This window comes from Eoetvoesiella caeni (assembly GCF_003315175.1).
Taxonomy (GTDB): Bacteria; Pseudomonadota; Gammaproteobacteria; order Burkholderiales; family Burkholderiaceae_B; genus Eoetvoesia; species Eoetvoesia caeni.
Map to the genome: position 1 here is coordinate 39,804 of NZ_QNRQ01000013.1, position 26,963 is coordinate 66,766.

26 protein-coding genes are annotated in these 26,963 nt (G+C 60.2%); 18 read left to right on the forward strand and 8 right to left on the reverse strand.

Annotated elements, in window-relative coordinates; all coding sequences use genetic code 11:
* Positions 1 to 461: 461 nt before the first annotated feature.
* A complete protein-coding gene (locus tag DFR37_RS18430) occupies positions 462 to 1,373 on the reverse strand; it encodes a LysR family transcriptional regulator (protein WP_113934649.1) in 912 nt (303 codons plus the stop codon).
* 254 nt (positions 1,374 to 1,627) lie between these two features.
* On the opposite strand from DFR37_RS18430, the gene DFR37_RS18435 reads away from it, so the two are divergent.
* The 14 genes from DFR37_RS18435 (at position 1,628) to DFR37_RS18500 (ending at position 14,221) form a co-directional block, all read left to right on the forward strand.
* Positions 1,628 to 2,614, forward strand: coding sequence for a 2Fe-2S iron-sulfur cluster-binding protein (locus tag DFR37_RS18435; protein WP_113934650.1), 987 nt, complete (start codon positions 1,628 to 1,630; stop codon positions 2,612 to 2,614).
* Between the two features lie 48 nt (positions 2,615 to 2,662).
* The gene (locus tag DFR37_RS18440) at positions 2,663 to 3,925 is read left to right on the forward strand and encodes an aromatic ring-hydroxylating dioxygenase subunit alpha (protein WP_113934651.1); all 1,263 of its coding nucleotides are present in this window, start codon (positions 2,663 to 2,665) and stop codon (positions 3,923 to 3,925) included.
* Positions 3,926 to 3,929: 4 nt separating this feature from the next.
* A complete protein-coding gene (locus DFR37_RS18445; protein ID WP_113934652.1) occupies positions 3,930 to 4,400 on the forward strand; it encodes an aromatic-ring-hydroxylating dioxygenase subunit beta in 471 nt (156 codons plus the stop codon).
* Positions 4,401 to 4,419: 19 nt separating this feature from the next.
* Entirely contained in the window at positions 4,420 to 4,740 is a 321-nt protein-coding gene (locus tag DFR37_RS18450) for a non-heme iron oxygenase ferredoxin subunit (protein ID WP_113934653.1), read from the forward strand.
* A 382-nt stretch (positions 4,741 to 5,122) separates the two neighbouring features.
* The gene (locus tag DFR37_RS18455) at positions 5,123 to 6,043 is read left to right on the forward strand and encodes a branched-chain amino acid ABC transporter permease (RefSeq protein WP_113934654.1); all 921 of its coding nucleotides are present in this window, start codon (positions 5,123 to 5,125) and stop codon (positions 6,041 to 6,043) included.
* Positions 6,043 to 7,041 carry a branched-chain amino acid ABC transporter permease gene (locus DFR37_RS18460; protein WP_113934655.1) on the forward strand — a complete coding sequence of 333 codons (999 nt, stop codon included), beginning with the start codon at positions 6,043 to 6,045 and terminating at the stop codon, positions 7,039 to 7,041. Before DFR37_RS18455 ends, DFR37_RS18460 begins: the two co-directional genes overlap by 1 nt.
* On the forward strand, positions 7,038 to 7,793 hold the full coding sequence (locus tag DFR37_RS18465; protein ID WP_113934656.1) for an ABC transporter ATP-binding protein: 756 nt from the start codon (positions 7,038 to 7,040) through the stop codon (positions 7,791 to 7,793). Before DFR37_RS18460 ends, DFR37_RS18465 begins: the two co-directional genes overlap by 4 nt.
* 10 nt (positions 7,794 to 7,803) lie before the next feature.
* Positions 7,804 to 8,520, forward strand: a complete 717-nt coding sequence (locus tag DFR37_RS18470) for an ABC transporter ATP-binding protein (RefSeq protein WP_113934657.1) — start codon at positions 7,804 to 7,806, stop codon at positions 8,518 to 8,520.
* 81 nt (positions 8,521 to 8,601) lie between these two features.
* Positions 8,602 to 9,468 (forward strand): LysR family transcriptional regulator, encoded by an 867-nt coding sequence (locus tag DFR37_RS18475; protein WP_242341896.1) that lies wholly within the window; start codon positions 8,602 to 8,604, stop codon positions 9,466 to 9,468.
* A 184-nt stretch (positions 9,469 to 9,652) separates the two neighbouring features.
* On the forward strand, positions 9,653 to 10,537 hold the full coding sequence (locus DFR37_RS18480) for an NAD(P)-dependent oxidoreductase (protein ID WP_113934658.1): 885 nt from the start codon (positions 9,653 to 9,655) through the stop codon (positions 10,535 to 10,537).
* Between the two features lie 106 nt (positions 10,538 to 10,643).
* Entirely contained in the window at positions 10,644 to 11,564 is a 921-nt protein-coding gene (locus DFR37_RS18485; RefSeq protein WP_113934659.1) for a VOC family protein, read from the forward strand.
* A gap of 1 nt (position 11,565) precedes the next feature.
* Complete coding sequence (locus tag DFR37_RS18490; protein WP_113934660.1) at positions 11,566 to 11,943, forward strand: YciI family protein; 378 nt, start codon at positions 11,566 to 11,568, stop codon at positions 11,941 to 11,943.
* A gap of 65 nt (positions 11,944 to 12,008) precedes the next feature.
* Complete coding sequence (locus DFR37_RS18495; protein ID WP_113934661.1) at positions 12,009 to 12,947, forward strand: fumarylacetoacetate hydrolase family protein; 939 nt, start codon at positions 12,009 to 12,011, stop codon at positions 12,945 to 12,947.
* Between the two features lie 101 nt (positions 12,948 to 13,048).
* Positions 13,049 to 14,221 (forward strand): ABC transporter substrate-binding protein, encoded by a 1,173-nt coding sequence (locus DFR37_RS18500; protein WP_113934662.1) that lies wholly within the window; start codon positions 13,049 to 13,051, stop codon positions 14,219 to 14,221.
* A gap of 64 nt (positions 14,222 to 14,285) precedes the next feature.
* Here DFR37_RS18500 and DFR37_RS18505 read toward each other — a convergent pair whose 3' ends face one another.
* Positions 14,286 to 15,227, reverse strand: coding sequence for a LysR family transcriptional regulator (locus tag DFR37_RS18505; protein ID WP_113934663.1), 942 nt, complete (start codon positions 15,225 to 15,227; stop codon positions 14,286 to 14,288).
* A 118-nt stretch (positions 15,228 to 15,345) separates the two neighbouring features.
* On the opposite strand from DFR37_RS18505, the gene DFR37_RS18510 reads away from it, so the two are divergent.
* From DFR37_RS18510 to DFR37_RS18525, 4 genes are all read left to right on the forward strand, one after another.
* A complete protein-coding gene (locus DFR37_RS18510) occupies positions 15,346 to 16,488 on the forward strand; it encodes an FAD-dependent monooxygenase (protein WP_113934664.1) in 1,143 nt (380 codons plus the stop codon).
* A gap of 133 nt (positions 16,489 to 16,621) precedes the next feature.
* The gene (locus DFR37_RS18515) at positions 16,622 to 17,512 is read left to right on the forward strand and encodes a beta-keto acid cleavage family enzyme (RefSeq protein WP_113934665.1); all 891 of its coding nucleotides are present in this window, start codon (positions 16,622 to 16,624) and stop codon (positions 17,510 to 17,512) included.
* A gap of 182 nt (positions 17,513 to 17,694) precedes the next feature.
* A complete protein-coding gene (locus DFR37_RS18520; RefSeq protein WP_113934666.1) occupies positions 17,695 to 18,303 on the forward strand; it encodes a cupin domain-containing protein in 609 nt (202 codons plus the stop codon).
* Positions 18,304 to 18,341: 38 nt separating this feature from the next.
* Positions 18,342 to 19,517, forward strand: coding sequence for an ABC transporter substrate-binding protein (locus DFR37_RS18525; protein WP_113934667.1), 1,176 nt, complete (start codon positions 18,342 to 18,344; stop codon positions 19,515 to 19,517).
* A 121-nt stretch (positions 19,518 to 19,638) separates the two neighbouring features.
* Here DFR37_RS18525 and DFR37_RS18530 read toward each other — a convergent pair whose 3' ends face one another.
* The 6 genes from DFR37_RS18530 to DFR37_RS18555 form a co-directional block, all read right to left on the reverse strand.
* Entirely contained in the window at positions 19,639 to 20,703 is a 1,065-nt protein-coding gene (locus DFR37_RS18530) for a maleylacetate reductase (RefSeq protein ID WP_113934668.1), read from the reverse strand.
* A gap of 29 nt (positions 20,704 to 20,732) precedes the next feature.
* Positions 20,733 to 21,566 carry an intradiol ring-cleavage dioxygenase gene (locus DFR37_RS18535; RefSeq protein ID WP_113934669.1) on the reverse strand — a complete coding sequence of 278 codons (834 nt, stop codon included), beginning with the start codon at positions 21,564 to 21,566 and terminating at the stop codon, positions 20,733 to 20,735.
* A gap of 37 nt (positions 21,567 to 21,603) precedes the next feature.
* Positions 21,604 to 23,298 carry an FAD-dependent oxidoreductase gene (locus tag DFR37_RS18540; RefSeq protein ID WP_113934670.1) on the reverse strand — a complete coding sequence of 565 codons (1,695 nt, stop codon included), beginning with the start codon at positions 23,296 to 23,298 and terminating at the stop codon, positions 21,604 to 21,606.
* A gap of 72 nt (positions 23,299 to 23,370) precedes the next feature.
* Complete coding sequence (locus DFR37_RS18545) at positions 23,371 to 23,880, reverse strand: MarR family winged helix-turn-helix transcriptional regulator (protein WP_113934671.1); 510 nt, start codon at positions 23,878 to 23,880, stop codon at positions 23,371 to 23,373.
* 131 nt (positions 23,881 to 24,011) lie between these two features.
* A complete protein-coding gene (locus DFR37_RS18550; protein WP_113934672.1) occupies positions 24,012 to 25,187 on the reverse strand; it encodes an ABC transporter substrate-binding protein in 1,176 nt (391 codons plus the stop codon).
* A 168-nt stretch (positions 25,188 to 25,355) separates the two neighbouring features.
* Positions 25,356 to 26,951, reverse strand: coding sequence for a bifunctional 3-(3-hydroxy-phenyl)propionate/3-hydroxycinnamic acid hydroxylase (locus DFR37_RS18555; protein ID WP_113934673.1), 1,596 nt, complete (start codon positions 26,949 to 26,951; stop codon positions 25,356 to 25,358).
* Positions 26,952 to 26,963 lie beyond the last annotated feature (12 nt).

The window sequence follows — 26,963 nt, forward strand, 5'->3', positions numbered from 1 at the left end:
TGGGCTGCGGCTGGTCATGGGGCGGCGGGGGGGCTTTGGGTGTCGCTTCTAACTTTCTTGAATGCGGTACTCATACTGATGCTTGCTTGCATCCCGAAAACGGCAGGCACCGCGGCTTGCTCCAACTTCGCAAAACCGGCTGGGCGGACCGGCCTAGGGGCGGGTTTGGGCTGCGGCTGGTCATCGGGCGGCGGGGGGCTTTGGATGTCGCTTCTAACTTTCTTGAATGCGGTACTCATACAGATGCTCGCTTGCTTTCGAAAACGGCAGGCGGCGCGACTTGTTTTAGCTTCGCAAAACCGGCTGGGCTAAAACGGCCTGGAGGCGGGGTGGGGTGTGGGTAGCCGGCCATGGGCGCTGCGGCGCCGCGTGCTTCAACTTCAAAACCAGTTGGACTAAATCGGCTTGCTTGCGATGTGGCGGTGCCCACCGTCGGGTTGCGACGAAGGCGGCGTTCCGGGTTAGCTGGATGGGGTGGAGAACAGGTTGAAGATGATGTTGCGCAGCCATTGGTTGCCTGGCTCTTTGTGGTATTTGGCGTGCCAGAACAGGTTGATGCCGATTTTTGGCAGGGTTATGGGATGGGGTGCGTAGCTTAGTTTGAAGGGTTCGGCGTAGCGGCGGGCGTAGAGTTCGGGGACGGTGGAGATCATGTCGGTGGCGGCGAGGATGTGACCTACCGCGACGAAGTGGGGTACCAGCAGGCGGATGCGGCGGCCTGGTCCTTTGCTTTCGATGATGTCGTCTATTTGCGCGTGGCCGGTTCCGGCGGATACGACTACGGCGTGGTCGGCGTCGAAAAATTGGCGTTGGGTTATTTTTCCTTTGGCCAAGGGGTGGCCTGTGCGAAAAAGGCAGACGTAGCTTTGCATGAAGAGCCGCTGTTGGAAGAAGCCGGTCTTGAGCTGGGGCAGCAGGCCTATGGCCAGGTCTACGTGGCCGGCCTCCATTTCGTTGCGCAGGCTGTCGGAATTGCTGCGCACGGTGCTCAGGGTTACGCCGGGGGCGATGTTTTCAAGCCGTTGCATGAGTTTGGGCAGAAGTTCGATTTCTCCCAGGTCGGTCATGCCAAGGACGAATTTGCGGTCGCTGGTGGTGGGGTCGAAGGTGGTTTGCTGGTTCAGGGTGTTGTGTATGGTGCTGAGTGCGTAGGCGATGGGTTCGGCCAGCTGGCTGGCATAGGGGGTGGGCTCCATGCCGCGGGAGGTTCGCAGGAATAGTTCGTCGCCCAGCAGGGTGCGCAGCCGCTTCAGGGCGTTGCTGACGGTGGGCTGGGTCAGGCCGAGTTTGGCGGCGGCGCCGGAAACGCTGCGCTCCATCAGCAAGTGATGGTAGATGACGAGCAGATTCAGATCGATGTCTTTTAGGTCCATGGCTGTAGTCCTTTTGATCCCCTTCCAATGTCACGCCTGGCGGTAATGCTGCGGACCGGCATTGCTGTTGCAAGGCGGTCGATTCTGAAAGGCAGGTGCTGGTCAAGGGAATGGAGGCAGTGACAGTGATATTCACGGCGTCTATACATTGAATTCACCGTATTCTATTTATCAATTATATTCGCTTGCCTATACTAAGCCCAGTTTTAATCAAGCAAATGGTCTGAGGGCTTCAGCCGCAGACGGGGCGAATCATGGAATTATTAGTTCAGCCGCTGGACCAGAAGTTGTCGGTGGAATCCGGCGCGAACCTGCTTGAAGTTTTGCGCTCGAACGATGTGCCTATTTCGTATAGCTGCATGGCGGGCCGTTGCGGCACGTGCCGCTGCAAGGTTCTTGATGGCCAGGTGCTGGAGTCGGGCCGCGAGATCAAGCGCACGGGGCTGAACGATGGCGCTTACGTGCTGGCGTGCATGAGCGTGCTGACCGAGGCCTGTACGGTGGAAATCCCCGAGCCGGACGAGGTGGTGACGCATCCGGCACGCATTATCAAGGCGAAGGTCGTTGCGGTGCAGGATATGACGCACGATATCAAGTGCGTGCGCCTCAAGCCTTCCAAGCCGTTGGAGTATTCCCCTGGGCAGTACGCTACGCTGCAATTCAGTCCGGATCATATTCGCCCGTATTCGATGGCCGGCCTGGCGGAGGACGGCGAACTGGAATTTCATGTGCGGGTTGTGCCGGACGGGCGCGTCAGCGGCTATGTGAACAGCGAACTTAAAGAGGGCGATGCGGTGCGCATCAGCGGTCCTTTGGGCACGGCGTACTTGCGCCGCAAGCATGAAGGGCCTATTTTGTGTATTGCGGGCGGCACTGGCCTGGCGCCGGTGCTATCGATTGTGCGCGGCGCGCTGGCCGGCGGCATGGGCAATCCGATTCATATTTATTTCGGCGTGCGTTCAGCCCAGGATATCTACAAGGCCGACGTGCTTGCGCAAATGGCCTCGCAGTATAGTCAAGTGAAGGTTCATTTTGTGGTGGCGTCGGGCCCTGTCAAGGCTGGCCTGCGCTCGGGGTTGGTGACGGACGCGGTGGCGCAGGACTGGCAAGGCCTGGAAGGGTTTCGCGCTTATGTCTGCGGTGCGCCGCCCATGGTCGAGGCGGCGGTCATGCTGCTGACGGGCAAGGGTTTGCCGGCCGAACATATATACGCGGACGCGTTTTACGCCAGTGCAACATAAGCCAGGTTTCGCCCGCGGGGGCAAAAGTTCAAAGCAAGGAGACGAGTCATGAGCGACATTCCTGTTGTATTTCCCAAAGACCCGACGTGGCGGGAAGAGGGCACCAGCCGTATTCCGTTCTGGGCCTACACCGACGAAGATGTGTACAAGAAAGAACTGGAACGGCTGTTCTATCACGGGCATTGGTGTTATGTAGGCCTGGAGGCCGAGATACCGAATCCGGGCGACTTCAAGCGCACGCTTATCGGCGAACGTTCGGTGATCCTGACGCGCGACCTGGAAGGTGGCATCAACGTTGTTGAAAACGTCTGTGCGCACCGCGGCATGCAGTTTTGCCGCGAGCGCCATGGCAATAAAAAAGAATTGGTGTGCCCTTATCACCAATGGAACTACAGCCTGAAGGGCGACTTGCAGGGCGTGCCTTTCTTGCGCGGCGTGAAGCAAAACGGCAAGGTGCTGGGCGGCTTCCCCAAGGATTTCAAGACCAGCGAGAACGGCCTGAACAAGCTGAAGGTGGCGGTGCGCGGCGGGGTGGTGTTTGCTTCGTTCGACCACGAGGTCGAAAGCTTTGAAGACTACATTGGGCCAGAGATCCTTGGCTATTTCGACCGCCTGTTCAATGGCCGCAAGCTGACCATTCTGGGCTACAACCGCCAGTGCATTCCGGGCAACTGGAAGCTGATGCAGGAAAATATCAAAGACCCTTATCACCCGGGCCTGCTGCATACGTGGTTCATTACTTACGGCCTGTGGCGTGCCGACAATAAATCGGCGCTGCGCATGGACGACAAGTTCCGGCATGCGGCCATGATTTCCACGCGCGGCAACAGCGGCAATAAAAACGAAGTGACCAGCGGCGTAACCAGCTTCAAAGAGGGCATGGAAATCCAGGACAAGCGTTTGCTGGACATCGTGCACGAAGACTGGTGGGGCGAGCCCACCGCCGTCATGCTTACTATCTTCCCCAGCGTGATTTTCCAGCAGCAAGTCAATAGCGTGTCCACCCGCCATATCCAGCCCAATGGCAACGGCAGCTTCGACTTTGTGTGGACGCACTTCGGCTTTGAGGACGACACGCCCGAAATGACGCAGCGCCGCCTGGTGCAGGCGAACCTGTTCGGGCCCGCGGGATTCGTGTCGGCCGACGACGGCGAAGTCATCGAGTTCTCGCAAGACGGTTTCGAGCAAAAGCCTTATCACCGTGCTTTGGCCGAGCTAGGCGGCCACACTGCCGAGAACACCGAGCATATGGTGACCGAGACGCTGATACGCGGCATGTACGATTACTGGCGCAAAGTCATGGAGGGCTAGAGAAATGGAATTTCAGACTTATTTTGAATTGACCAAGCTGTATGCCGATTACGCGGCGACGGTAGACAGGTACGATTGGGACGGCTGGACGGAGTACTTCCTGGAAGACTGCGAATATAAATTGCAGCCGCGCGAGAACCATGAGCGGGGCTTTCCGTTGTCGACCATGTGGTTCATCAGCCGCAAGATGCTTAAAGACCGCGCCTACGGCATACGCGAAACGCTCTTCCATGATCCTTATTATCAGCGCCACGTGGTCGGCGCGCCGCGCGTCATATCGCATGAAGGCGACCTGATCGAGGCCGAGGCCAACTATGCGGTGTTTCGGACCAAATACGACGGCGAGTCGACGGTCTTTAATGTGGGCCGCTATATCGACCGTATACGGGTTACCCCTGAAGGGCTGAAATTCGAGTCGCGGCATTGCATCTACGATTCCGAGATGATCCCCAATTCCATTATTTACCCCATTTGATACGAGCGAAGAAAGCAATATGGCAACTAACTGGATAGACGTGCTGGCATCGGAAGACGTGCCCGAGGACGACGTAATCGGCGTGGACGCGGCCGGCAAGCAATTGGCCATCTACAGCGTGGAAGGCGAGTTTTTCGTCACCGACAATATCTGTACGCACGGCCATGCGCGCCTGTGCGACGGTTTCCTTGAAGGCTTCGAAATTGAATGCCCGCTGCACCAGGGACGCTTCGACGTGCGCAGCGGCAAGGCTTTGTGCGAGCCACTGACCGAAGACATTCGCAGCTACCCCGTGAAAATCGAAGGCGGCCGGGTTTGGGTAGAGCTGGACGCGGCATGAGCCGCGCCGGCCAGCCGGGACGCCCCGAAAAAGGCGGTCCGGCTATCGAGCTATTCCCAATCGGTCGTCATGTATAACCATAAAGCGCTTTTAAGGCCATGGCGTTTTCATCTACTATTTCGACGATGCGGCATGGCTATTCACGATGCGAGTAGCCACTATGCCCAGATTTTTCTTGACTTGAGATGACCGTCATTTAGTATGGGAGGCTGTGCCAAACATACGGTATTGGCGGCTGTTGCCGATTTGCCGCTGCGGTTGATCAAGGCACGACTCCAATATCATGACGACCTGGCAGGTGCTGTGTCACCCTGCCGATAAAAAAGAGCGGGTAAACCCTGTCCACCAGAAGATTAAAGACATACAACGAGGAGGGTAGTTTATGAGCCTGACACTAATCCTGTCGCAATTGCTCAATGGTTTGCAGTACGGTGTTCTGTTGTTTTTGCTGGCCGCGGGGCTGACGCTGGTGTTTGGCATCATGAGCTTTGTGAACTTGGCGCATGGCTCCTTGTACATGCTGGGCGCTTACTTTGCCGCCACCACGTTCAATTTGACCAACTCGTTCGTGCTGGCCGTGCTGGGCGCTTTGGTCGGCTGCCTGGTGGTCGGCGTCATCCTGGAACGCGTGGCCGTCTCGCGCCTGTACCGGCGCGATCACCTGGACCACGTGCTGGTTACCTTCGGCATGGTGCTGTTCTTCAACGAAATGGTGCAGATCCTGTGGGGCACTCAGCCCCTGTTCCTGCCCGTGCCGTCCTGGCTGGACAGCACCGTCAGCATCCTGGGCATGACCTATCCGTCGTACCGCATCGCCATTATCGTGGTCGGCCTGCTGGTGGCGGTGGGCGCGCACTGGCTCATTCATAAAACACGGCTGGGCATGCTGATACGCGCCGGCTCCGTGAACCCGCAAATGGTCGGCGCGCTGGGTGTGAACATCAAGCTGCTCAATGCGCTGCTGTTTGCCCTGGGCGCGGTGCTGGCCGGCCTGGCCGGGGCCATGGCGGGGCCCATCCTGTCGGTGCAGTCGGGCATGGGCGAGCCCGTGCTCATCACCACACTGGTGGTCATCGTCATCGGCGGCATCGGCTCGGTCAGCGGCGCCTTCTACGCCGCGCTGGTCGTGGGCGTGGCCGATACCCTGGGGCGCGCCTTCTTGCCCACGCTGTTGCGCGAATTCATGGCCCGGGACCTGGCCAACGCCGCCGGCCCGGCCATCGCCTCCATGCTGATCTACGTGCTGATGGCCGTGGTGCTGGCCATTCGGCCGCAAGGCCTGTTTGTCGGAGGAAAGAAATAATGGCTCGTATCACCACCAAGTGGGGCGCCTCGACCTGGGTGCCGCTGTTGCTGCTGGTCTTGCTGGCCCTGGTGCCCGCGTGGGGCTATTGGGCCGGCGAGACCTTTTATGTGGCGTTCTTTGCGCGCATGATCATCTACGCCATCGCGGCGTTGGCGCTGAACCTGGCCCTGGGCTATGGCGGCCTGATCAGCCTGGGCCATGCGCTGTTCTTCGGCCTGGGCGCCTACAGCGTGGCGCTGCCCGCCTTCTACGGCATCGACAGCGGCTGGGTGCACCTGCTGGTGTGCATCGTGGCCTGCGGCATCGTGGGCTACATCACCGGCGCCATCAGCCTGCGCACCTCGGGCATCGGCTTTATCATGATTACCCTGGCGTTCGCCCAAATGGGCTACTTCCTGTTCGTAAGCCTGAAGCAGTACGGCGGCGACGACGGCACCGGCATCGAACACACCAGCCGCTTTTTTGGGCTGGACCTGGGCGGCGTGTACGCGCTGTACATCACCGCCTTTGTGGTGCTGGTGCTGGCCACCTGGTGGATGGCGCGCCTGCGCGTGGCCCCCTTTGGCATGGCCTTGCGCGGCGCCCGGCAAAACGCCCGGCGCGTCAACGCCGTGGGCTTGCCCGCCCGCAAGTACCTGCTGACCGCCTATGTGATCTCGGCCATCTTGTGCGGCATCGCCGGCATGCTGCTCGCCAATTTAACCGCCTTTGCCTCGCCCAGCACCTTGTCCTGGATTGTCTCGGGCGACCTGGTGGTCATGATCGTGCTGGGCGGCATGGGCACGGTGTTTGGCCCCTTGCTGGGCGCCATGGCCTTCATGGGGCTTGAAGAAATCATGAAGTCGATCACCGACCACTGGATGGCGGTGTTCGGCCTGGCCATCGTAGTGATCGGGCTGATGGGCAAGGCCGGCCTGGTCGGCTTGCTGCAGTCGGTAAGCCAGGCGCGTTTTGGCAAAGCGGCCCAGGCCGCGCACAAGGAGGCCGCACCATGACCGGATCCCTGCTTCAAACCACCACCCTGACCAAGCGCTTTGGCGGGCTGCTGGTCACCGACTCGGTGTCCATCGACGTGCGCCCCGGCGAACTGCACGCCATCATCGGCCCCAACGGCGCCGGCAAGACCACGCTGATCAACCAGCTCTCGGGCGAGCTGCAGGCCGACGCGGGCGAGGTCCTGTTCAGCGGCCAGCGCGTCACCGCCTTGCCCATCCACCAGCGCGCGCGGCGCGGCTTGCTGCGCTCGTACCAGATCACCTCCGTGTTCGAAGACTTCACGGTCCTGGAGAACACCGTCTTTGCCGCCATGGGCGCCAAGGGCCATGCCTTTCAGTTCTGGAAGCCCATGCTGGCGCGCGAAGACCTGGTCGCCATCGCGCGCGAGGCCCTGGGCGTCACGAACCTGCTGGCCCGGGCCGATACGCTGGCCTCCGAGCTGGCCTACGGCGAGCGGCGCCAGCTGGAGCTGGCCATGGCGCTGGCCGCCCAGCCCCAGGTGCTGCTGCTGGACGAGCCCATGGCCGGCATGAGCGTGCAGGAGTCGGCCGGCGTGGTGCAGTTGCTCAAGAAACTCAAGGGCACGTACTCCATCTTGCTGATCGAGCACGATATGGACGCGGTCTTTGCGCTGGCCGACCGCATTACCGTGCTGGTGTACGGCAAAGCCCTGTTTTCGGGCACCCCGGACCAGATCCGCAACGACCCCGAAGTGCGGGCGGTGTATCTGGGCGACGAGGCCAAGGTGTAAGGAAAAGACGATGACCGCATTACTCGATGTTCACGATATTCACGCCTCCTACGGCCGCGCCCAGGCCTTGTTCGGCGTCTCGTTCCAGGTCCAGCAAGGCCAGGTCGTGACCTTGCTGGGGCGCAACGGCATGGGCCGCTCGACCACCATCAAGTGCCTGTTCGGGCTGCTGCCGGTCGGGCACGGCCAGATCGCCTTCGGCGGCCAGATTACCAGCGCCTTGCCCTCGTACAGCATTGCGCGCCTGGGCCTGGGGCTGGTGCCCGAGGGCCGGCAGGTGTTTCCCAACCTGACCGTGGAAGAGAACCTGGTGGCCACGGCCCGCCCCCAGGCGGCCGGCGCCAGCGCCCAGCCCTGGACCTTACAACGCGTGTACCAGTTCTTTCCGCGCCTCAAAGAGCGCCGCACCAACCTGGGCGCGCAGCTCTCGGGCGGCGAGCAGCAGATGCTGGCCATTGGGCGCGCGCTCATGACCAACCCGCGCCTGCTGGTGCTGGACGAGGCCACCGAGGGCCTGGCGCCGCTGATCCGGGCCGAGATCTGGCAGTCGCTGACCGCGCTCAAGGCCGAAGGCCTGTCGCAGATCGTGATCGACAAGAACGTGGGCGCGCTGCTCGAGTTCGCCGACCGCCACTATGTGCTGGAAAAAGGCCGGGTCGTCTGGGACGGCAACTCGGACGACTTGCGCGCCGATCCTCGTGTCATGCATCAGTATCTGGGCGTGTAGTGTGCTGTGTGGCTGACTCAGCCAGCCACACAGAGTGCATCGCGCTCGCGCTTTCGCCTCTAAGGCAGGGCACCAGAACACATGAAAGACTTGAATCTGCTGTATGTGTTTGAAGCAATGTGGCGTGATCGCTCTGTTACGTTGGCGGCCGAGAACCTGGGCCTGACCCAGGCGGCGGTTAGCAGCGCCCTGAAAAGATTGCGGCAAGAGCACAACGACAAGATGTTTGCCCAGGTGGGGCGGCGCATGGAACCGACACCCTACGCCGTTGGGGTTTCGCACCAGCTTCTGACGGCATTGGCCATGATACGCACGGCCTCGAACACGCACACTCCGTTCGATCCCGCCACATCGCGCCGCCAGTTCACCATACGCACGCGGGACGTGGGCGAGGTCGTCTGCTTTCCAAAAATATTCCGTAAAGTCGCACATGAGGCACCGTCGGTGCGGCTGCGCACGGCGTTTCAGCCCATCGAGGACACTATAGGCGGCCTGGCCAGCGGGCGCATGGACCTGGCGCTGGGTTTTTTGCCGTCTCTCGAGACATCCATTCACCGCCGATCCCTTTTTGTGCAGCACTATGTCTGCGTCATGCGGGCGCAGCATCCGTTGGCCAAGCGGCGGCTTACCCGGGAAATGCTGCGCGATCTGGACCACCTTCTGGTGGAGTATTCGGGCAGCGGCCACCTGGTCATCGAGCGTGCGCTTATCGACGCGGGGGCCCGCAACCAAATCAAGATACGTCTGCCGCAGTATCTTTCGGCGCCGCATCTGATTATTTCTTCCGACCTGGTCTGGTGCGCGCCGGTGGACCTGGCCCAGACCCTGTCCGAACACTATCCCCTTATCATCAAGCCCATTCCGCTTGAACTGCCGCCATTCGAGATCCCTTGTACTGGCATGATCGCTTTCATCGCGACCCCGCCAATATCTGGCTGCGTGAACTGATTGTTGCGGCGTGCGACGGCGTTGCCGGCGCATAGCGCGCCCGCCCAGGCGCCAGCATCGGCAGGCGCATCCGAATGCGCCAAGTATTAATTCTATTAATACATTGCTATTAATGAATTGCCATAGTTTAAAGGTGTCGCCGCCGATAGAATAAGAAAAAATACAAAAGACATAAGGAGGCAGTGTGGCCGAACAGAGCCAGATAGTGGGGCTTATAGGTATTGGGCAATTGGGCATTCCCGTTGCGGCCAATTTGCTCCAGGCCGGATTTCGGGTAGTGGGCTACCGGCGGCACGATCTTGAAGAGTTCGCGCGGCTGGGCGGCAACCCCCTGGAATCGCCCGAGGCGGTGGTGCAAGAGGCCGATGTCATACTCCTGTGCTTGCCGTCCGAGACCGCTTCGCAACAGGTGCTGGAAGGCGACAACGGCATGCGCAAAGCGCTGGGGCCGCGGCATATCGTTGTGGAAATGGGCACTTACCGAAAGGCCTTCAAGCTCGAGCAGGCCGCAAAAATCGCCGCCCTGGGCGCAAAAGTACTAGAGGCCGAAATAAGCGGTTCGCCGCCCATGGTGGCCAACCGCAAGGCCGCCGTGTACGTCGGCGGCGACCCAACGGTATTAAGCGCCTGTACGTCCATATTGCAGGCCATCAGCCCCAACTTGTTTCATTTGGGCGAGTACGGCAAGGCCGTATCCATGAAGCTGATAGCCAACTACCTGCTGGCCATTCACACGCTCGCCGCGGCCGAGGCCATGAACATGGGAGCGAAGGCGGGCTTCGATCCGGCGCTGGTTGCGGAAGTCATACAAAAGGGCGCGGGCGGTTCGGCCATGTTCGGCGTGCGTGCGCCCATGATGGCCTCGCGTGCGTTCTCTCCCGCGCCGGGCCCATTCAGCACGCTGGAAAAATATCTTCATCTGGGCCGGGAAATGGCCGACGAACTCGGCTGCGCAACGCCTTTGTTTTCAACGGCCTCGCCGTATTTCGAGCGGGCGCTTGCCAGCGGCATGGGCGACGAAGATATTGCGGCGGTGATCAAGCTGATCGAAGCCGGCTCCAGGCCTTGAACGGGCAGGCCATCTGGTTTGCCAGCCGGCCTGCCCGCGTTCAAAGGTGTAGCGCCCATCCATTGCGGCCGACACAGTTCTTTTACTCAAGATCAAGAAGGGTTTTATGATACGTTCACTCCTGCATATTGGCCTTATAGTCCCCGATCTGGAAGTGGGGCGCGCCTTCTACGAATTGTTCGGGCTTCATGCCGTCGCCTCGGGGCGCGACCTTGTGTTCCGTTGCCCAGGGCGCGACCAGGACCAGGTGCGGCTGATGCAAGGCGAAAAGAAAAAGCTTGCCTACGCCGCGTTCGGCACCAATGAAACAGGCATGGCCGAACTTAAGCGTCGCCTGGAAAAGGCCGCCGTGCCGGTGGTTGCCGCGCCGTTCGATGTGCCGTTTGGCGGCATCTGGTTCCAGGACCCGCACGGCGACTGGATAAATGTACAAATTGCCGAGCCGGCGCCGGTCTCTGACGTTCTGCCTTCGGAAATCAATGCGCATGGCCGCTATCGGCGGGTCGGGCGGGCCTGCGATCCCAGCAGTGTCAATAAGAAAGCGGTGCCGCTGCGCCTTGGGCATTTGATCAAGTTCTCGCCCGACGTCAATGCTTCGGTGGAGTTCTATACCAACGTTCTTGGCTTGCGGATGTCCGACCGGTGCATGGATATTCTGGCATTTCTGCATGGGTCGGCCGGCGGCGACCATCATCTGGTGGCGTTTGCCAAAAGCTCGCATACCGGCTTGCACCATATCAGTTTCGAAGTGGCCGACCTCGACGAGATCGAGATCGGAGCCCAGACGCTTTTGCGCGCCGGCTACAAGGACGGCTTCGGACTGGGGCGCCACATAGGCGGTTCGAACTACTTCCACTACATACGCGACCCCTGGGGCAGCATGGCCGAATACTTCTGGGACATCGACGTGATACCCGAGGACGACAGCGATTGGGTGCCCTTGAACGTGCCGCCGGAAAAAGTTGTGATGGTCTGGGCAACGACCCCGCCTCCGGAAGATTTCGTCGTCAATTTCGAGGAGCCCTGACATGAGTCTGCCAGCCAATGCACAGGCCATGATGGTCAAAATGCTGGGCAAGCCCTTGTTCGTGGCCTTGCGCATACCTGCCGACCTTTCGGGGTTCTCGGAAAATCTCGCCGACCATCTCAAGTGGGCCACGCAGTGCGAACAGCGCGGCGAGCTGTTCGCCTCCGGCCCGTTCGTCGCCGCGGGCGGGGTGCCGGGCGCCTTGGGGGGGATGTCCATTTTTCGGGCCAGCTCCGAAGCGCAGGTGCGCAAAATCCTGGCCGACGACCCTTTCATTCGCCATGGCGTCTATACGGCCGAGATTAAAAAATGGGTGCTGATGGAAGGTGGCATGACCTTGTCAGTGCGCTTTTCCGACCAGTCATATGTGCTTCGATAGTGTTCCGCCCGGTTAGTACTGCGGTACTGACAGGGCAGGGCGCAACTACTCAGGAAATATCACCGATGAAGTATCAAGTGTTCACGTATTGTGAACCCGGGGGCACTGCGCGCCCGGGGATTCTGGTTGGCGAGGCCATGTACGACCTGCGCCGCTTGTTGCCGCCGGAACGGGCGCAATGGCTGTGCGTCGACGACTTGCTGCGCGACTGGGACGAGGCAAGCACTGTGTTGCGTCAGTTGGCCAAGGACGTTGCGCAGAACGCTGCGGTCCAGACGCTGGTTGCGGACGACATGCGCTTTCTGGCGCCACTGACGCGTTGCGGCGTCATTTACGCGGCAGGAGCGAATTATCGCGACCACGTCGAAGCCATGAGCCGCGCATTCAATATGAAGCTGGTGCTGGATCCCAAGGCCGAGGGTGTGCAACCCTGGCATTTCATCAAGGCCGGGCAGGCCACGCTGGCCGGCCACAAGCAAGATGTTCCGATGCCGGCGCACACGCATATGCTGGACTGGGAAGCCGAACTGGCCGTCGTTATCGGCCGGCGTGCCGCGCGGGTAGCCGTGGCCGATGCGCTCGACTACGTCGCGGGCTACTCCTGCGCGAACGATCTGTCGGCGCGCGACAACCTGAAGCGCGACCAGGTCGATGAAAGCTCGCCCTTCCGTTTCGACTGGATAGGCCACAAGTGCTTTACCGGGGCATGCCCGATGGGGCCGTTCATTACGCCTGCCGAGTTTGTCGATTCGCCGGAGAACCTTGGCATCAGGCTTTGGCTGAACGGCGAAGTCAAGCAGGACTCCAATACCAGCAACCATTTATACAGTGTGGCGGACCAGATCAGCTATTTAAGCCATAGGCTGGATCTACTGCCGGGCGATGTTCTGTTGACGGGGACGCCGGCGGGGGTGGGCATGGAGTCGGGCATATTCCTGAAGCGCGGCGATGTCATGCGGGTGGGCATACACGGACTGGGGCAGCTTGAAACCAGAATTGTTTGACGTCCCGCGGCGGTAGGCCGCGCGCCGGCCCAGGCGGGTTTTGGGGCCGGCAAGGCGGAGGCGGAGGCTTGTTTCATCAATCACACAAAAAGAGGAAGACAATGAAAAAGGAAATTGGATTCGGAGCAATGACGCTGGCGTTGATGGCGGCGCTGCCGTCCTTGGCGGCGGCCGATGTCAAAGTCGGCTTTCTTGGCACGCTGTCGGGCCCCTCGGCCGCGGTCGGCCAGGACCAGCTGGATGGATTCAAGCTGGCCCTGGAGCAGCTTTCGGGCAAGCTGGGCGGCGCCAAGGCCGTGCTCTTTGCGGAGGACGACCAGCAAAAGCCCGAAGCTGCGCAAAGCGGGCTTTCCAAATTGGTCGAGCGCGAAGACGTGGATGTGGTGGTGGGGCTGACGTTTGCGAATGTGTTGATGTCTTTGCAACCCAAAATCGCCGCGACGGACGTGTCGTTCATTGGCACTGTTGCGGGGCCTTCGCCAACCGCCGGCGCGCTGTGCAAGCCGAATTTGTTCATTACTTCCTGGCAAAGCGATATGCCGGCCGAAGCCGTGGGCAAATACTTGAACGACAAGGGAATCAAGCGCATCAGTACCTTGACCCCCAATTTTGTGGGCGGCAAGGACAAGATTGCGGGGCTCAAGCAGTTCTATAAAGGTGAAATCGTCAACGAGCTATATACGCCGCTAAGCCAGCTGGACTTTTCGGCCGAGCTGACCCAGGTCAGCGCGTCCAAGCCCGAAGCCGTTTTTATGTTCTACCCCGGGGCGCTGGCCGTGGGTTTTGTGCGCCAGTACAAGCAGGCGGGGCTTAGCGACAAGTTTCCGCTTTATTCGGCCAACTCCATCGAGGGCGGGTCGGCCGACGCCATGGGCGATGCCGCGGTCGGAGCCATCGCCGGCGATACCTGGACGCCGGGCATGACCAACCCGCAGTCGAAGCAGTTTGTAGCCGCCTTCAAAGAGAAGTACAAGCGCTCGCCCTCGGCCTATGCCGCATTCAGTTATGACGCGGCCATTTTGCTGGACGCCGCCGTGGCTTCCCTGAAAGGCGATGTCTCGGACCGCAAGGCCTTGTCCAAGGCTATAAAGAATGCCAAGTTCGACTCTGTGCGCGGCGACTTCCGTTTCGGCAACAACAACTACCCGGTGCAAAGCTATCATATCTTTCGCATAGCCAAGGACGCTGACGGAGCCATTGCATTCGAAATGGTCGCGCCCAACGTGCTGAAGGATTACGCCGACCCGCACGCGGCCAAGTGCACGATGTCTTGAAATGAAGCCGGCCCGGCCGGCGTGTTTCGGGCCGGCTCTGCCCATTTTGGGGTGGGGCTTTTGCTTAGTCGCTTGCGTGCAAAAGCCCGCTCATGCCTTCCGCGCCAAACCAGACTTTGGCTTCGAGCGAGGCGGCCAGGGTCTTGAGGGCTACTTTGCGGCCCTCGTGCACCGCCTGCGAATGAGACCGGGCCAGGCTTTCGTTCAGCGCCCAGGTCAGGTACAGGCCTTGAATGGGGGCCCAGCTCATGGTGTCGGTAATGTGGGCGTGGTCGTGCAGCGTGCATGCCGGCATGATGGTGTAGCCGATGCCTTCCCTGGCCAAGTCCAGGCATAGCCCCAGGGTGTCTGTTTCCACGGCCACTTTGAAGACCATGCCCTTGCGCTTGAGCATATGTTCAACTTGCGAGCTAAGAACATTGGGGCGGCCCGGCAGAACCAGTTTTTCGCCGTTCAGATACGAAAGCGGGATGGCCTGCGACGAATTCAGGTTCTTGTCGGCGCAGCCCATGAGAATCAGCGGTTCCCGCACCAGCGGCGTTTGCCGGAATCCGGTTGGCGGCGAGGGGTCGAACGGGATGACGCATAAATCCAGGATCCCCGCCAGCAGATGGTCGCGCAGGATATTGCTGACGCCTTCGTGCACCCTTAATTTGATTTCGGGGTACTGCGCCACCAGGGTCTTTACAAACGGCGAGGTAAACACCCGTTGCCAGGAAGGCGGCACCCCGATCGCCAATTGGCCCGCGGCCATTTCGCCCACCTGTTCTTTCAGGATGGCATGCTGGCGCAGCAAGGGGCGCGCCCTGTCGGCCAAAAGCTTGCCCGGCTCGGTCAGGGTAACGCCGCCTTGGTTGCGGGTAAAAAGCTTCGTGCCCATTTCGTGCTCTAGCGCAACGATATGGCGCGACAAGGTCGGTTGCGACAAGTGCAGATCGACGGCGGCTTTGTTGATGCTGCCAAGCTCGGCGACTCGCAGCATATATTCAAGTAAGCGTAGATCCATGGCGAACGATTAAACAAAATATGAATAGCGACTATATCATGTGAACATTATCCATATAACCGCCGGTCGCCTATCATTACGTGTGGCTTTCTAATTTACACGCAAGCGAGACAAGGTAATGAAGATAAAGATTGTTGGAGCCGGTCCAGGCGGACTGTATTTTGCGGCGCTGATGAAGCAGCTTGATCCCAGCCATGAGATTACCTTGTATGAACGCAATCCGCGCGGCGCCACCTGGGGTTTCGGAGTGGTGTTTTCGGATCGCGCGCTGGAATTCCTGAAGGGCGACGACGAAGCGTTGTACGAGTACTTGAATCCGCACCTGGAAAACTGGCCCGAGATCACCATCGTCCATAACGACACCAGGATTCCGATTGCGGGCAATGGTTTTGCCTCTATTGGCCGGCTCGAGCTATTGACCCTGCTGTATGCCTATGTCGAGCAACTGGGCGTCAACATAGTCTTCGATACTGAAATCAATAGCCTGGAGCAGCTTGGCGCGGCGGACTTGGTCGTGGGCGCGAACGGCGCGGCTTCCTGGATACGCACCGAAAACGAAGCGGCATTCGGCACCACCACCGACTGGCGGCCCAATAAATTCATTTGGTACGGCACCACCAAAGCGTTCAACAGCCTGACCCTTACCTTTCGCGAAACCGGCGCCGGCGTATTCTGCGCCCACCATTACCGCTATAAGCCCGACATGAGCACCTTTCTGGTGGAAGTCGAAGAGGCAACATGGAAACGCGCCGGCTTCGAGACCATGAGCCCCGAAGATACCGTCAAGTATTGCGAAGAGGTGTTCGCCAAAGACCTGGAAGGCCATCCGATCATCAGCAACCATTCCTATTGGCGCAATTTCCCGGTGATCTGGAACGAGCGCTGGAGCAACGGCAATGTCGTATTGCTTGGCGATGCGCTGCGCACGGCGCATTTTTCCATCGGCTCGGGCACCCGGCTTGCCATGGAAGATGCCGTGGCGCTGTTCAAGGCATTCAAAGAGAAGGGCGGCGATATTCCAGCCGCGCTGCAGCGATTCCAGGAAATGCGTCTTCCGCCCATGAAAAAAATATGGCAGGCGGCCAATACCAGCATTGAGTGGTACGAAAAAATGGACGAACTCGTTCCAAAGCTAAGTCCGGTGGAGTTCGCCTATAGTTATATGACGCGTACGGGCAGGGTCGACCATGCGGAAATGCGCAAGCGGGACCCCGGTCTTGCCGCCGCATACGAGGCCCTGCACCCGGAAGCGGCGAAGTAAAAGCGGTGTGCCTGGCACATCGAAAAATGAATAACGCATATAGCCTGAGCGTATTATTCAGTTGGCGCCCAGGCCGCTACGATGATGTTGAACTATTTGCTGACCGCTATGCGGCAGACCCAGGAGACAGACAATGAGCAAACGCAAAGTAATCGTTACCGTGGCCCCCACAGGCGGGATGGCCAGCAAAAAGCAAAACCCCAATCTGCCGACGCAGCCGGCTGAAATCGCCGACGACGTCTACCGTTGCTACAACGCCGGAGCAAGCGTCGTGGCGCTGCATGCGCGCCGCGCCAGCGACGACGAGGCCACCTGCGACCCGAAGGTGTACACGCAAATGAACGAGCTCATTCGCGCCAAGTGCGACATCGTGCTCAATAACTCGACAGGCGGCGGCATCAACGGCGACATGGTCCACCAGCTTAATAATGGGCTGTGGGAAATCAATTTCGACGAACGCCTGAAAGGCATGGAAGCGCCAGGCGCCGAAATGTGCACGCTCGACGCCCAGACCATTTGCGCGACTTTCGGCGACAAGGAAATCCTTGTGCCGACGACGCCTACGCGCATCCGTACGCTGGCCGAAGGGATGATGGCCCGGGGCATCAAGCCCGAATGGGAAGTGTTCAGCCTGGAAGACATCATCAAGGACGTCGGCGGCGCCATCAAGGCAGGGCTGGACAAGGCTCCTTACTTCATCAATATCGTGTTGGGCGTCGGAGCCTTCCAGGGCGCGCTTCCCTACACCCCGAAGATTCTGCAAATGATGGTCGAACATCTGCCGCAGGATACCGTGTTCAACGTCAGCGCCATCGGGCCCGCGCAGTTGCCGGCAGCCGTACACGCGGTATTGCTGGGCGGCCACGCACGGGTGGGCCTTGAAGACAACCTGTATTACGAACAAGGCGTGCTGGCTACCAACGTCATGCTGGTCGAACGCTTCGTTCGCGTTATCCGCGAGCTGGGTTTCGAGCCGGCAACGCCCGCCGAAGCCCGCGAAATCATGGGACTGCGTCCCCTGTAGTTCGCCGGAAGGTGAAAGCCAAGCCGGCACACCGGCTTGGCTTTTACACCCAACTTACCTTTCATATGGTCAGTCAAGTTTTTTGCGTACGCCGTGCCCTTGTCATAGCAGTGCGCAGGCGGAACCGACTTTAATTTCAGCAGATATCAACGTATAAGCGTTCGACAGTGTTGTCGACAGACATGGCGTCGACAAATTTCGACTTGGAACGCAATTTTTCAGGAGCCAACGTGGGCAGCGATAAAACCATCAGGCCGGTTCGCCGGATCGTGACAGGCCATGACTCAAACGGCAAGTCCATTATTGTTTCGGATGCGGCTTCTCCGCACTCGATGTCCTTGGCGGGGGTTTCCGATTTCGGCGTAACCGATATCTGGAAAACATACGAAGCGCCCGCCAGCAACCAGGGAACCGACGACGCTTGTTCGGGAAAGATTGAACTGGCGCCGCCTAAATCCGGTTCGGTTTTTCGGGTCGTGCAGTTTCCCCCCGATAAAGATTATGTAGGAAAGTGGGAGCGCAACAATGCCTTTTCGTCCTTGGGGGAATCGGGTGCCGACGCCATCCATGAAAGCGGGGCGCGGCATGAAGCAATGCATTGCACGCATTCCGTCGATTATGCGTTTGTGCTCGAGGGCGAAATTTGGGCGGTTCTGGACGAGGATGAAACCCGTATGGTTGCAGGAGATGTTCTTGTCCAGCGAGGCACGAACCATGCGTGGAGCAACAGAAGCGACAAGCCCTGCATGGTCGGGTTTGTTTTGATCGATGCAGTTCCTTTTGCGGGCTGATTACTCTTAATCGACTCGAATCACGACTGGAGACAAAAATGAAAATCAAGAAATTGACGCTGAGTGTGGCAAGCGCCGTGGCCTTGGCCATACTTGCGGCGCCCGCAATGGCCGACGTGAAAATCGGCTTTACCGGCCCGATGTCCGGCCCCGCGGCCAGCCTGGGCCAGGACCAGTACGACGGCTTTATGCTGGCCGTCGAAAAGTACCAGGGCAAGCTGGGCGGGCAAGCCACCACCGTCATCAAAGAGGACGACCAGGTCAAGCCCGAGGTCGGCTTGCAAGCCGTCAGGAAACTGCTGGACAGAGATCATGTCGACGCCATCGTGGGGTTGGGGTTCACCAATGTCCTGATGGCCGTATGGCCACAAATATCCAAGTCGGGCAAGGTTGCCATTGCTACCAATTCCGGGCCGGAGGCTTTGGCGGGCGCGGGCTGCAAGCCCAATTTCTTTTCAGCCGCCTGGGAAAGCGACGGGCCCGCGGAATCCATGGGCGTCTATGCCGAACAACAAAAATACGGCAAGGTGTTTTTGATGGCGCCGAATTACCAGGCGGGCAAAGAAATGCTGGCCGGGTTCAAGCGCTTCTATAAAGGCACGGTGGTAAACGAGATATACACGCCTCTTAGTCAAACCGACTATTCAACCGAGATTTCGCAGTTGCAGGCCTCGGGCGCCGACGCGGTTTTTGTGTTCTACCCTGGCGGTCTGGGCATCAATTTTGTAAAGCAAATGAACCAGGCCGGCATGCTGGACAAGCTGCCCGTATTGTCCGTCTTTACGGTGGACGGCACGACGCTGCCGGCCCTGAAAGGCCTGGCGGCGGGCGTGGTTGCCGGAGCCATGTGGGACGCTTCGCTGGACATTCCCGAAAGCAAGGAATTCGTGCAGGCCTTCCAGGCCAAGTACAAGCGCACGCCCAGCCTTTACGCGGCCACCGGCTATGACGCCGCCAGCATCCTGAACGTTGCCATTGCCAAGGTGGGCGACAAACTAAGCGACAACGCGGCATTTGCCGCCGCGGTCAAGGCGGCGGGCAGCGAATTCAAGTCGGTGCGGGGGCCGTTCCAGTTCAATAACAATAATATGCCGATCGAAAACTTCTATGCTTTCAAAGCGGTGAAGGACGGCAATGGCGTGGCCATGCAGCAAATCGGCACGCCGCTGGCGATGCACAAGGACGTCTATCATCAGGAATGCAAGATGAAATAAGGGCGGCGCAACGCAGCCTTTGCCGCCACCTTGCCGGCGCGCAAGGGCCGGCATTGCCCTCTGTTTAACGCTCGGCCGCACAATTTTGTGCGGCCGATTTTTTAGGCTTGACGGGATGTGCTTAAAGGCTTGGCGCTTCGCCGGCCCAGGCCCGGGCCAGCAGCTTGCGGATGCCATCGGCTTCCAGCGGCCTGGGATTCCAGTAGGGGTTTTTCAGGGCCAGTTCGGTGGCCAGCTCAATGCCGGTTTCGGGCATGCCCAGTTCTTTGAGGGAGCGCGGTGCGCCCAGTTTGCCGGCAAGGTCCCAAAGGCCTTGCGCGGCATCGGGCGCATTCAGCGCGCGCGCTATGCGTTGCATGGCGTCGGCGGCCGCCTTGCTGTTGTAGGCCGCCGTGTGCGGCAGCATGACGGCATGGGTTTGGGCATGGGGCAGGTCGAACGCGCCGCCCAGCACGTGGCATAGCTTGTGGTGCAGGGCCATGCCGGCCGAAGCCAGGCAAATGCCGCAAAGCCATGCGCCGTACAGGGCGTCGGAGCGCGCTTCAAGATCTTTGGGCGACTGCGTGATGGTGGGCAGGGCGCGGGCGAAGGCGGCAAGGCCTTCTTCGGCCATGATGGACGTAACCGGGTTGCGGTCTTGCGCATACAGGGCTTCCACGGCGTGCGCCATGGCGTTCAGGCCGCTGGTGGCGGAAAGGGCGGCCGGCAGGGTCAGCGACAAGTCGACGTCGTAAATGACGGTTTTGGGCAAGATGACGGGTAGCCGCTTGGTGGTCTTCACGCCGTTTTCAGTTTCGCCCAGGATGGGGGTCATTTCGGAACCGGCATAGGTGGTGGGTACGGCAATTTGAGGCAAGCCCGTGCGCAGGGCAATGGCCTTGCCCAGGCCCGTGGTCGAGCCGCCGCCCAGCGCCACGACGCAGTCGGCTTCCAGGCGCTGGACCTGCGCAACCGCCTGTTCTGATATCTCGACGGGCGTGTGCATGGTGGCGTTGCTGTAGATGCCGGCCGAGACGGAACCCAATAATTCAGAGACGTTCTGGGCCCACGGTTCTTGTTGCGGCGTGGACAGCACCAGAACCCGGCGTGCGCCAAGCCGCTCGACCTCGTGTGGAAGGCTTTGCAGTTTTCCCTGGCCGAAAATGACCCGGGTTGGAAGCGCTTCGTATATAAAGTCGTGGTTCATGGCGTCATCCTTCAGTGATGCAAATCAGTTTAGCTGTTGCTGGGGTTCAGTACAAAATCATATTCCAGCAGGTAAGTGCCGTCGGCTTGTTCTACCCAGTCCACCACCAGCGACTTGCGCACCCCGAACACCACGTCCGAATCCAGGTAGCGGCTATCGCGGCGAAAAACGTGCGTTACCAGTGTTTCGTAGCCGTCGGCCTTGATCATGAAATGCAGGTGGGCGGGCCGCCACGGGTGGTTGTTGGTGAGATTCAGCATTTGGCCGACGGGGCCGTCGTCCGGTATGGGATAGGGCACGGCCACGATAGAGCGAAAGTAATAGTTGCCTTCGGAGTCCGTGTGCAGGACGCCGCGGCCTTGCATGCTGTCCAGATGGGGCTTTTGAACGTCGTACGATCCGTCGTCGTCGGACTGCCACACTTCTATAGAGGCGCCGGCAACCGGTTCCCCGTCCAGGCCCTTGACGCTTCCTTTCACGAAGCACGGTGTGCCGTTGGCTCCGTTGGCGACATCGTCGCCCAAGGCGTATTCGGGCGCGTTGGACACATAAAAGGGCCCGAACACAGTGGATTCCGTACAGCCTTCGGGCTTGTCGTTGTTTATGGCTACCGTCAGCATGGACAGGCCCAGCGTGTCCGACAGCAAGATGAATTCCTGGCGTTTGTCGTCGGTAATGTGGCCTACCCGCGTCAGGAAGTCGATGGCTTGGGCCCACTCTTGTTCGGTCAGTTTTACGTCGCGGGCAAAACCATGCAGGTGCTGGATCAGGCTGCTCATTATTTCTTTGAGCCTGGGATCTGGCGTATTGGCAAATCGTTCAAGGACAACCTGGGTGATGTTGTCTTTATTTAAATCCAGCATAAAACCTCCATGAACATGGGTGGAATAAAAGGGCGGGTCAGGCTATTGTGCCTTGTGCGGGCGCCGCTTGGGAATCCGTATTGGCCATACCCAGTATTTGGCTGAAAACTTGCTGCGCCGGCGAGCAGGAGTCGCCGCGCCATGCAACGATCTGGTCGGGGCGTATCAGTGCGTAATCGGCTTCATAAAGTTGGTGCGCCTGGGGCACATGGACGACCTTAAGCTCGATCCCCCTGCGGCCGGCCTCGTCGATAAACGCCTGGCTGCCCGGGCCGGCATCCGGCCCGGTACAAAGCAAGGTCCATTCAAAGCCGAACATATCGTATAAAGAGCGGCCGTCGCCCAGCCACATGTGGGGCGGGCGTCCCCCTGGAGTGGCGGTGGGGATGTACTCGTTGGCGGCGTCGGGCGGCGGCGTGGTGCCGTCCGGAACAATGGCCGGCGAGCCATCGTAGCGGCCGCCAAAGGTTACGCCGGGAATGTTGAACTCGGCCCTGCCATGGGCGGCCAGGTAGGCGCCGGCTTTTTCACGTTCGGCGGCGCCCTCGGGGCTGTCCTCTTCGATATTGCCTGCGGGCTTGAACAGGCCCAGCGAGTCGGCGAACTGGCGCGCATAGGCTGTGTTGCGCAGGCCCAGCGGCCGGCGTTCCGCTTCATAGGTATCCAGCAGTTGGGGCGCAGCGATTCCTTTTATGACCGCCGCCAGTTTCCAGCCCAGGTTGACGGCGTCTTCCACCGCGGTGTTGTAGCCCAGGCCGCCCGTGGGTGTGAACAGGTGCACGGCGTCGCCGCCCAGGAATACCCGGCCCTTCTGGAAGTGTTCGGCAACCAGCGAATGGCCGGCCGTCCATGATCCACGGGACAGTATCTCGACCTCGACCGGCACGCCTACCGCGGCCTGGAACATTTCCCGGGCTTGCTGGTCGGTAATGTCCTCTTCGCGCTCATGCGGTTTCAACTGGGTGTGGAAGGCAAACTCGCTCTTGCCGTCGACGGTGGCCATGAAGGCGCGCCGCTCGGGGTTGAAGCATACATTCATCCAGGCGGGCGGATGCGGCACAGTGCGGTAGAAGTCGGGTACACGGGCATAGATGGCGTACATGCGCCCGCCCATGAAGTCGCGGGCAATGCCTGTTTCGCCGCCATAGCGCAGGCCCAGCCGTTCGCGCACCAGGCTGCGGGGGCCGTCGGCGCCGACCAGATAGGCGGCTTCGATAGTCTGGCGGGTGCCGTCGGCAACGCATTCCACATCCACCGAGACCGCGTTGCCCAGATCGCGAAAGCCGGTCATTCTCCAGCCGTAGTTGATGGAAATCCCGGGCAGCTTTTCGGCCTGCCGGCGCAGTTCAGCTTCGACGAATTTCTGCGAAACGCGGTGAGGCAGTTCGGCCGCGCTCCATGAACCCGACAATGAATGGATTTTTTCCACGGCCTCTTGGGCCGATGGCAGCTTGAAGCGAGCCAGTTCATGTGCGGCATAGCGGGTGGAATAGGCGATGTCGGTGGGGAAGTTGCCGGGCAGGCCAAGATGGCGTATTGCGTCGGCAAAACCCAGGCGGCGAAAGTGTTCCATGGTGCGCGCCTGCGTGGCGTTGGCCTGGGGATTGAAGGCGGTACTGGACTTTTCGTCGACGAGAATGGCTTGTATGCCGCGCCGGCCAAGCTCGTTGGCCAGCATCAAGCCGCAAGGGCCGCCGCCCGCAATAAGGACGGAAGTTTGGCTGGGTAACATGGTGCACTCCGGGAAGGCTGATGATGGGAATGCGTTAATGGTAAGTTTGCCTGACTAAATTGTCAATGGAATTTATGTTTCGCCGTAGTCGGCCAGCGCCTGCCTGAGCTGCTTCAGGCGCTGCAAGCCAAGCTCTTCTTCCATTTCCGCTTCGGCCTGTTGCAGTGCGGTGCGAAAGGCATTCAGCCATTCAATGCCCAAGGGCGTGAAGAACACGATGCGGGAGCGCTTGTCGTTGGGGTCCGGTTTGCGTTCGACGACACCGCCCGCTTCCAGCTGGGCGATAAGTTCGCCCACGGATTGCTTGGTGATGCCGGCACGCCTGGCAAGGTCGGTCGCCCGCGTGCCTTCGATATCCAGATTGCGCGTGATCGTGATGTGGCTAAGCGAGAACCCGCTGTAGCCGGCTTCGTCCATCTGTTGCAGGATGCGGCTTTCAAACCGGGTGATGGCGTTGTTAAGCAGGCGGCCTATGTTGTGCTTGCGCCATGATTGGCTGTCGCTGTGTTCGCCGGCCGGCAGCGCCGTGCGCGCCCGGCGCCGGACTGGCCGGGCACTTTTCTTGGCGGGGGTGTTTTCCATGCGTTCGCTTATTCAGTATTTTGGCCGTATGACGAGTAAAGCCGGTCTTTGCGAACTTTATCATTGCCAAGAGACAGGGGCCAGTCCCCAAGGAATCCGGCCCCTTTTGCGTTCAATCCAGCTACGAATTTCTATTGCTGCTTGCCCGGATCCTTGAAGTCGGGGATGTGGTCGAATTCAACGTTCTGCAGTTTGCCGCCAACGCGTTCCACCTTGCGTATATATATGGTCTGCACAATATCGCGCGTTGCCGGGTCGATGGAAATGGCGCCGCGCGGGCTGTCCAGCTTCAGGCCTTTGGCCGCTTCGATGAACTTGTCGCCGCTGGCATCGCCGCCTGTTTTCTTCAATACGGCGTCTATCAGGTGCATGCCGTCGTAGCCGGCCATCGACATGAAGTTGGGGCGTTTTTTGGGATAAGCCTTGTAGTACGAGTCGGTATACGCCTTGTTGAGCGCGGAGTCGTGAGCCTCGGCATAGTGCATGGAGGTGACGACGCCCACGGCGGCTTGGCCCATGGCATCGATGACGTCCTCGTCGGTCAGGTCGCCGGTGGAGATCAGCCGGATGCCTGCAGTATCCAGGCCGCGTTCCTTGTATCCCTTAAGAAAGGCGACGCCTTGTTCGCCAGCGGGCACGAACAGGAACACGGCATCGGGCTTGGAGTCCTTGATTTTTTGAAGAAAGGGAGCAAAGTCGGGGTTGGCCACCGGAGTGCGCACTTGGCCGATGATCTCGCCGCCGGCCGCCGTAAACGTCTTGACGAACTGCTTTTCGGCATCGTGGCCAGGGCCGAAGTCGGCGACGACGGTATAGACTTTCTTGATTCCGTTGCTGGCGGCCCAGGTGGCGATCGGCGCCGTGGTCTGCGGCAGAGTCATGGACGTGCGCACGATGTACGGCGACTTGGTCGTGATCGAAGAGGTGGCGGCATTCATGACCACCATGGGCACCTTGGCGGTCGCCGAAAGCGGAGCGACCGCAAAGGCGGAAGGCGTCAAACCGAAGCCGGCCAGAATGGCCACCTTGTCCTGGACCAGGAATTCCTGCGCGGCGCGCTTGCTGATTTCGGGCGCAACGCCCGTGTCGTCTTTGACCAGGAGTTCGACAGGGCGGTCGCCCAGCTTGTTGCCGTTCTGGCCAAGATATAGGCGTGCGCCGTTCAGGATTTGCTGGCCGTAGGCAGAAAAAGGCCCCGACATAGGCAGCACCATGCCTATCTTCAAGGTTTCGGCGGCATGCGCCGCGCTGCCCAGGCCCAGGGCGAACAGAGTCGCGCCAATGCTAAGTTTATGGATGATTTTCATTCTTTGTCTCCGGAGTGGTATGAAAGAAAGAGTCGCGGGAACCGCCGCCGCGCGGCGGCACCCTCGTTCTGTCTTGCCGAAGATGGTAAAGCTGCCTGACTATATTGTCAATGAGGCTTACTAATTTGCGGAAGGACAGCGGCCGTTCGTCCTTCCCGTTGCGCGGAACTAAGCTTGCAATAGCCGGCTTAGCGCCTGCACCGTATCCTGGGGACTGTGCCGCGGTATGCTGGCCATGACGTAGCGGTCGGGGCGAACCAGTAGCCAGCGGTCGCGCGCCCCGGGGCAGTTGCGCTCGAAGTCGCCGTTCATGTCGCGTACAGTGGCGGCATTGGGCGCGGCAGGGAAAACGTTGTAATAGCGCGGCGTAATGCAGACGCGTTGCAGGTCCAGGCGATCTTCGAAAGGCAATTCGGGCAAGCCCTCGAACGCGGTAGCGGGGTCCTGGCTGAAAGCGATCAGCGCGAAGCCGGTGCCAAGTATCGTGTCCAGGCGGCGGGTGCTGCGGTTTTCCGTTTCGATATTGGGTTGCGCCAGCATGCGCCCGACCTGAGTGGTGCGCAGCTTGCCGCCGTCAGGCACGATAAAGCCCTGCGAGAAGCGCGGCTTGGGCTTGTAGCGCATCTGGGTAATGTAGTCATTGACCGGCGGCGCCAGCCGCAGTGCCCGGAAGCCGGCCTGGATCAAGCGGGCTTTGGTCATCGTGTCGGGCATCATGATGCGTCCGAGCTTGATGGCCATTTCTATCAATTGCCAGGCATGCTCGGCGCGCTCCTGGCCGTAGCTGTCCAGGACCGAAGGCGTGATCTGGCCGCGCACGACGGCGGCAAGCTTCCAGGCAAGGTTGGAGGCGTCGCGCAGGCCGCTGTTAAGCCCCTGGCCGGCAAAGGGCGGCGTCAGGTGCGCGGCATCGCCCAGCAGGAATACCGAGCCTTTCTTCCATTCGGTGACCATGCGGGCGTGGAAGGTATACACCTGTTTGCGCACGATCTCGATGCCGTCGTCGGGCCCATGGTCGCGCAATAGCTTGCCGACGAATTCAGCTGCGGTGACTTCTTCGTCGGTTTCGCCCTGCAGCAGCATGAATTCGAAGCGGCGCGTGCCGTTGGGGCCGGGCAGGTTGATGCCGGGGCGGCGCGGGTCGCAATAGACGCGCGTCTGGCGAAAGTTGTCGCGCGTGCCTTTCAGGTCGATGATCAGCCATTTTTCTTCGTAGGTATAGCCCTTCATGCTGATGTCCAGCATGTGCCTGATGGGGCTGCGGCCGCCGTCGCAGGCCGCGACGTAGCGGCTGCGGTGCTGGTAACGCTTGCCATCGGGGCCGGCAACATCCAGTACGACGCCGTTGTCGTCCTGTTCCAGCGCCAGGACCTCGTGGCCGAAGCGGGCTGTCAAATGCGGATAGCGCCGCAGCGAATCGGCAAGCAGCGCTTCCAGTTCCGGCTGGGCAAAGGCGCTGCGCCGCGGATGGCCGTATTCTGCGGTGCTGGGCGAGACCGAGGCAAACGGCCGGCGGTCGGGGCCCAGATAGACCGAACCATAGTCCATGGCGCATATGCCGCGCGTGCGGTCGGCCAGCCCCGCCACTTGCAGCGAACGCAGGGACTCATCGTCTATCGACACGGCGCGCGGCGCCTTGACGGTATCCAGGTTCCGTTCGATCAGGACGACCGGAATGTCATAGACGCACAGCAGGTTGGCCAGCATCAGGCCCACGGGGCCGGCGCCGACTATTGTTACGGGCGTAATGCCTGTTTGGGACATTTGTTGTTTTCT

Coding starts and splice junctions, on each gene's coding strand:
- DFR37_RS18430 (WP_113934649.1), bottom strand. CDS start 1,373: ATGGACCTAAAAGACATCGATCTGAATCTGCTCGTCATCTACCATCAC.
- DFR37_RS18435 (WP_113934650.1), top strand. CDS start 1,628: ATGGAATTATTAGTTCAGCCGCTGGACCAGAAGTTGTCGGTGGAATCC.
- DFR37_RS18440 (WP_113934651.1), top strand. CDS start 2,663: ATGAGCGACATTCCTGTTGTATTTCCCAAAGACCCGACGTGGCGGGAA.
- DFR37_RS18445 (WP_113934652.1), top strand. CDS start 3,930: ATGGAATTTCAGACTTATTTTGAATTGACCAAGCTGTATGCCGATTAC.
- DFR37_RS18450 (WP_113934653.1), top strand. CDS start 4,420: ATGGCAACTAACTGGATAGACGTGCTGGCATCGGAAGACGTGCCCGAG.
- DFR37_RS18455 (WP_113934654.1), top strand. CDS start 5,123: ATGAGCCTGACACTAATCCTGTCGCAATTGCTCAATGGTTTGCAGTAC.
- DFR37_RS18460 (WP_113934655.1), top strand. CDS start 6,043: ATGGCTCGTATCACCACCAAGTGGGGCGCCTCGACCTGGGTGCCGCTG.
- DFR37_RS18465 (WP_113934656.1), top strand. CDS start 7,038: ATGACCGGATCCCTGCTTCAAACCACCACCCTGACCAAGCGCTTTGGC.
- DFR37_RS18470 (WP_113934657.1), top strand. CDS start 7,804: ATGACCGCATTACTCGATGTTCACGATATTCACGCCTCCTACGGCCGC.
- DFR37_RS18475 (WP_242341896.1), top strand. CDS start 8,602: ATGAAAGACTTGAATCTGCTGTATGTGTTTGAAGCAATGTGGCGTGAT.
- DFR37_RS18485 (WP_113934659.1), top strand. CDS start 10,644: ATGATACGTTCACTCCTGCATATTGGCCTTATAGTCCCCGATCTGGAA.
- DFR37_RS18490 (WP_113934660.1), top strand. CDS start 11,566: ATGAGTCTGCCAGCCAATGCACAGGCCATGATGGTCAAAATGCTGGGC.
- DFR37_RS18495 (WP_113934661.1), top strand. CDS start 12,009: ATGAAGTATCAAGTGTTCACGTATTGTGAACCCGGGGGCACTGCGCGC.
- DFR37_RS18500 (WP_113934662.1), top strand. CDS start 13,049: ATGAAAAAGGAAATTGGATTCGGAGCAATGACGCTGGCGTTGATGGCG.
- DFR37_RS18505 (WP_113934663.1), bottom strand. CDS start 15,227: ATGGATCTACGCTTACTTGAATATATGCTGCGAGTCGCCGAGCTTGGC.
- DFR37_RS18510 (WP_113934664.1), top strand. CDS start 15,346: ATGAAGATAAAGATTGTTGGAGCCGGTCCAGGCGGACTGTATTTTGCG.
- DFR37_RS18515 (WP_113934665.1), top strand. CDS start 16,622: ATGAGCAAACGCAAAGTAATCGTTACCGTGGCCCCCACAGGCGGGATG.
- DFR37_RS18520 (WP_113934666.1), top strand. CDS start 17,695: ATGGCGTCGACAAATTTCGACTTGGAACGCAATTTTTCAGGAGCCAAC.
- DFR37_RS18525 (WP_113934667.1), top strand. CDS start 18,342: ATGAAAATCAAGAAATTGACGCTGAGTGTGGCAAGCGCCGTGGCCTTG.
- DFR37_RS18530 (WP_113934668.1), bottom strand. CDS start 20,703: ATGAACCACGACTTTATATACGAAGCGCTTCCAACCCGGGTCATTTTC.
- DFR37_RS18535 (WP_113934669.1), bottom strand. CDS start 21,566: ATGCTGGATTTAAATAAAGACAACATCACCCAGGTTGTCCTTGAACGA.
- DFR37_RS18540 (WP_113934670.1), bottom strand. CDS start 23,298: ATGTTACCCAGCCAAACTTCCGTCCTTATTGCGGGCGGCGGCCCTTGC.
- DFR37_RS18545 (WP_113934671.1), bottom strand. CDS start 23,880: ATGGAAAACACCCCCGCCAAGAAAAGTGCCCGGCCAGTCCGGCGCCGG.
- DFR37_RS18550 (WP_113934672.1), bottom strand. CDS start 25,187: ATGAAAATCATCCATAAACTTAGCATTGGCGCGACTCTGTTCGCCCTG.
- DFR37_RS18555 (WP_113934673.1), bottom strand. CDS start 26,951: ATGTCCCAAACAGGCATTACGCCCGTAACAATAGTCGGCGCCGGCCCC.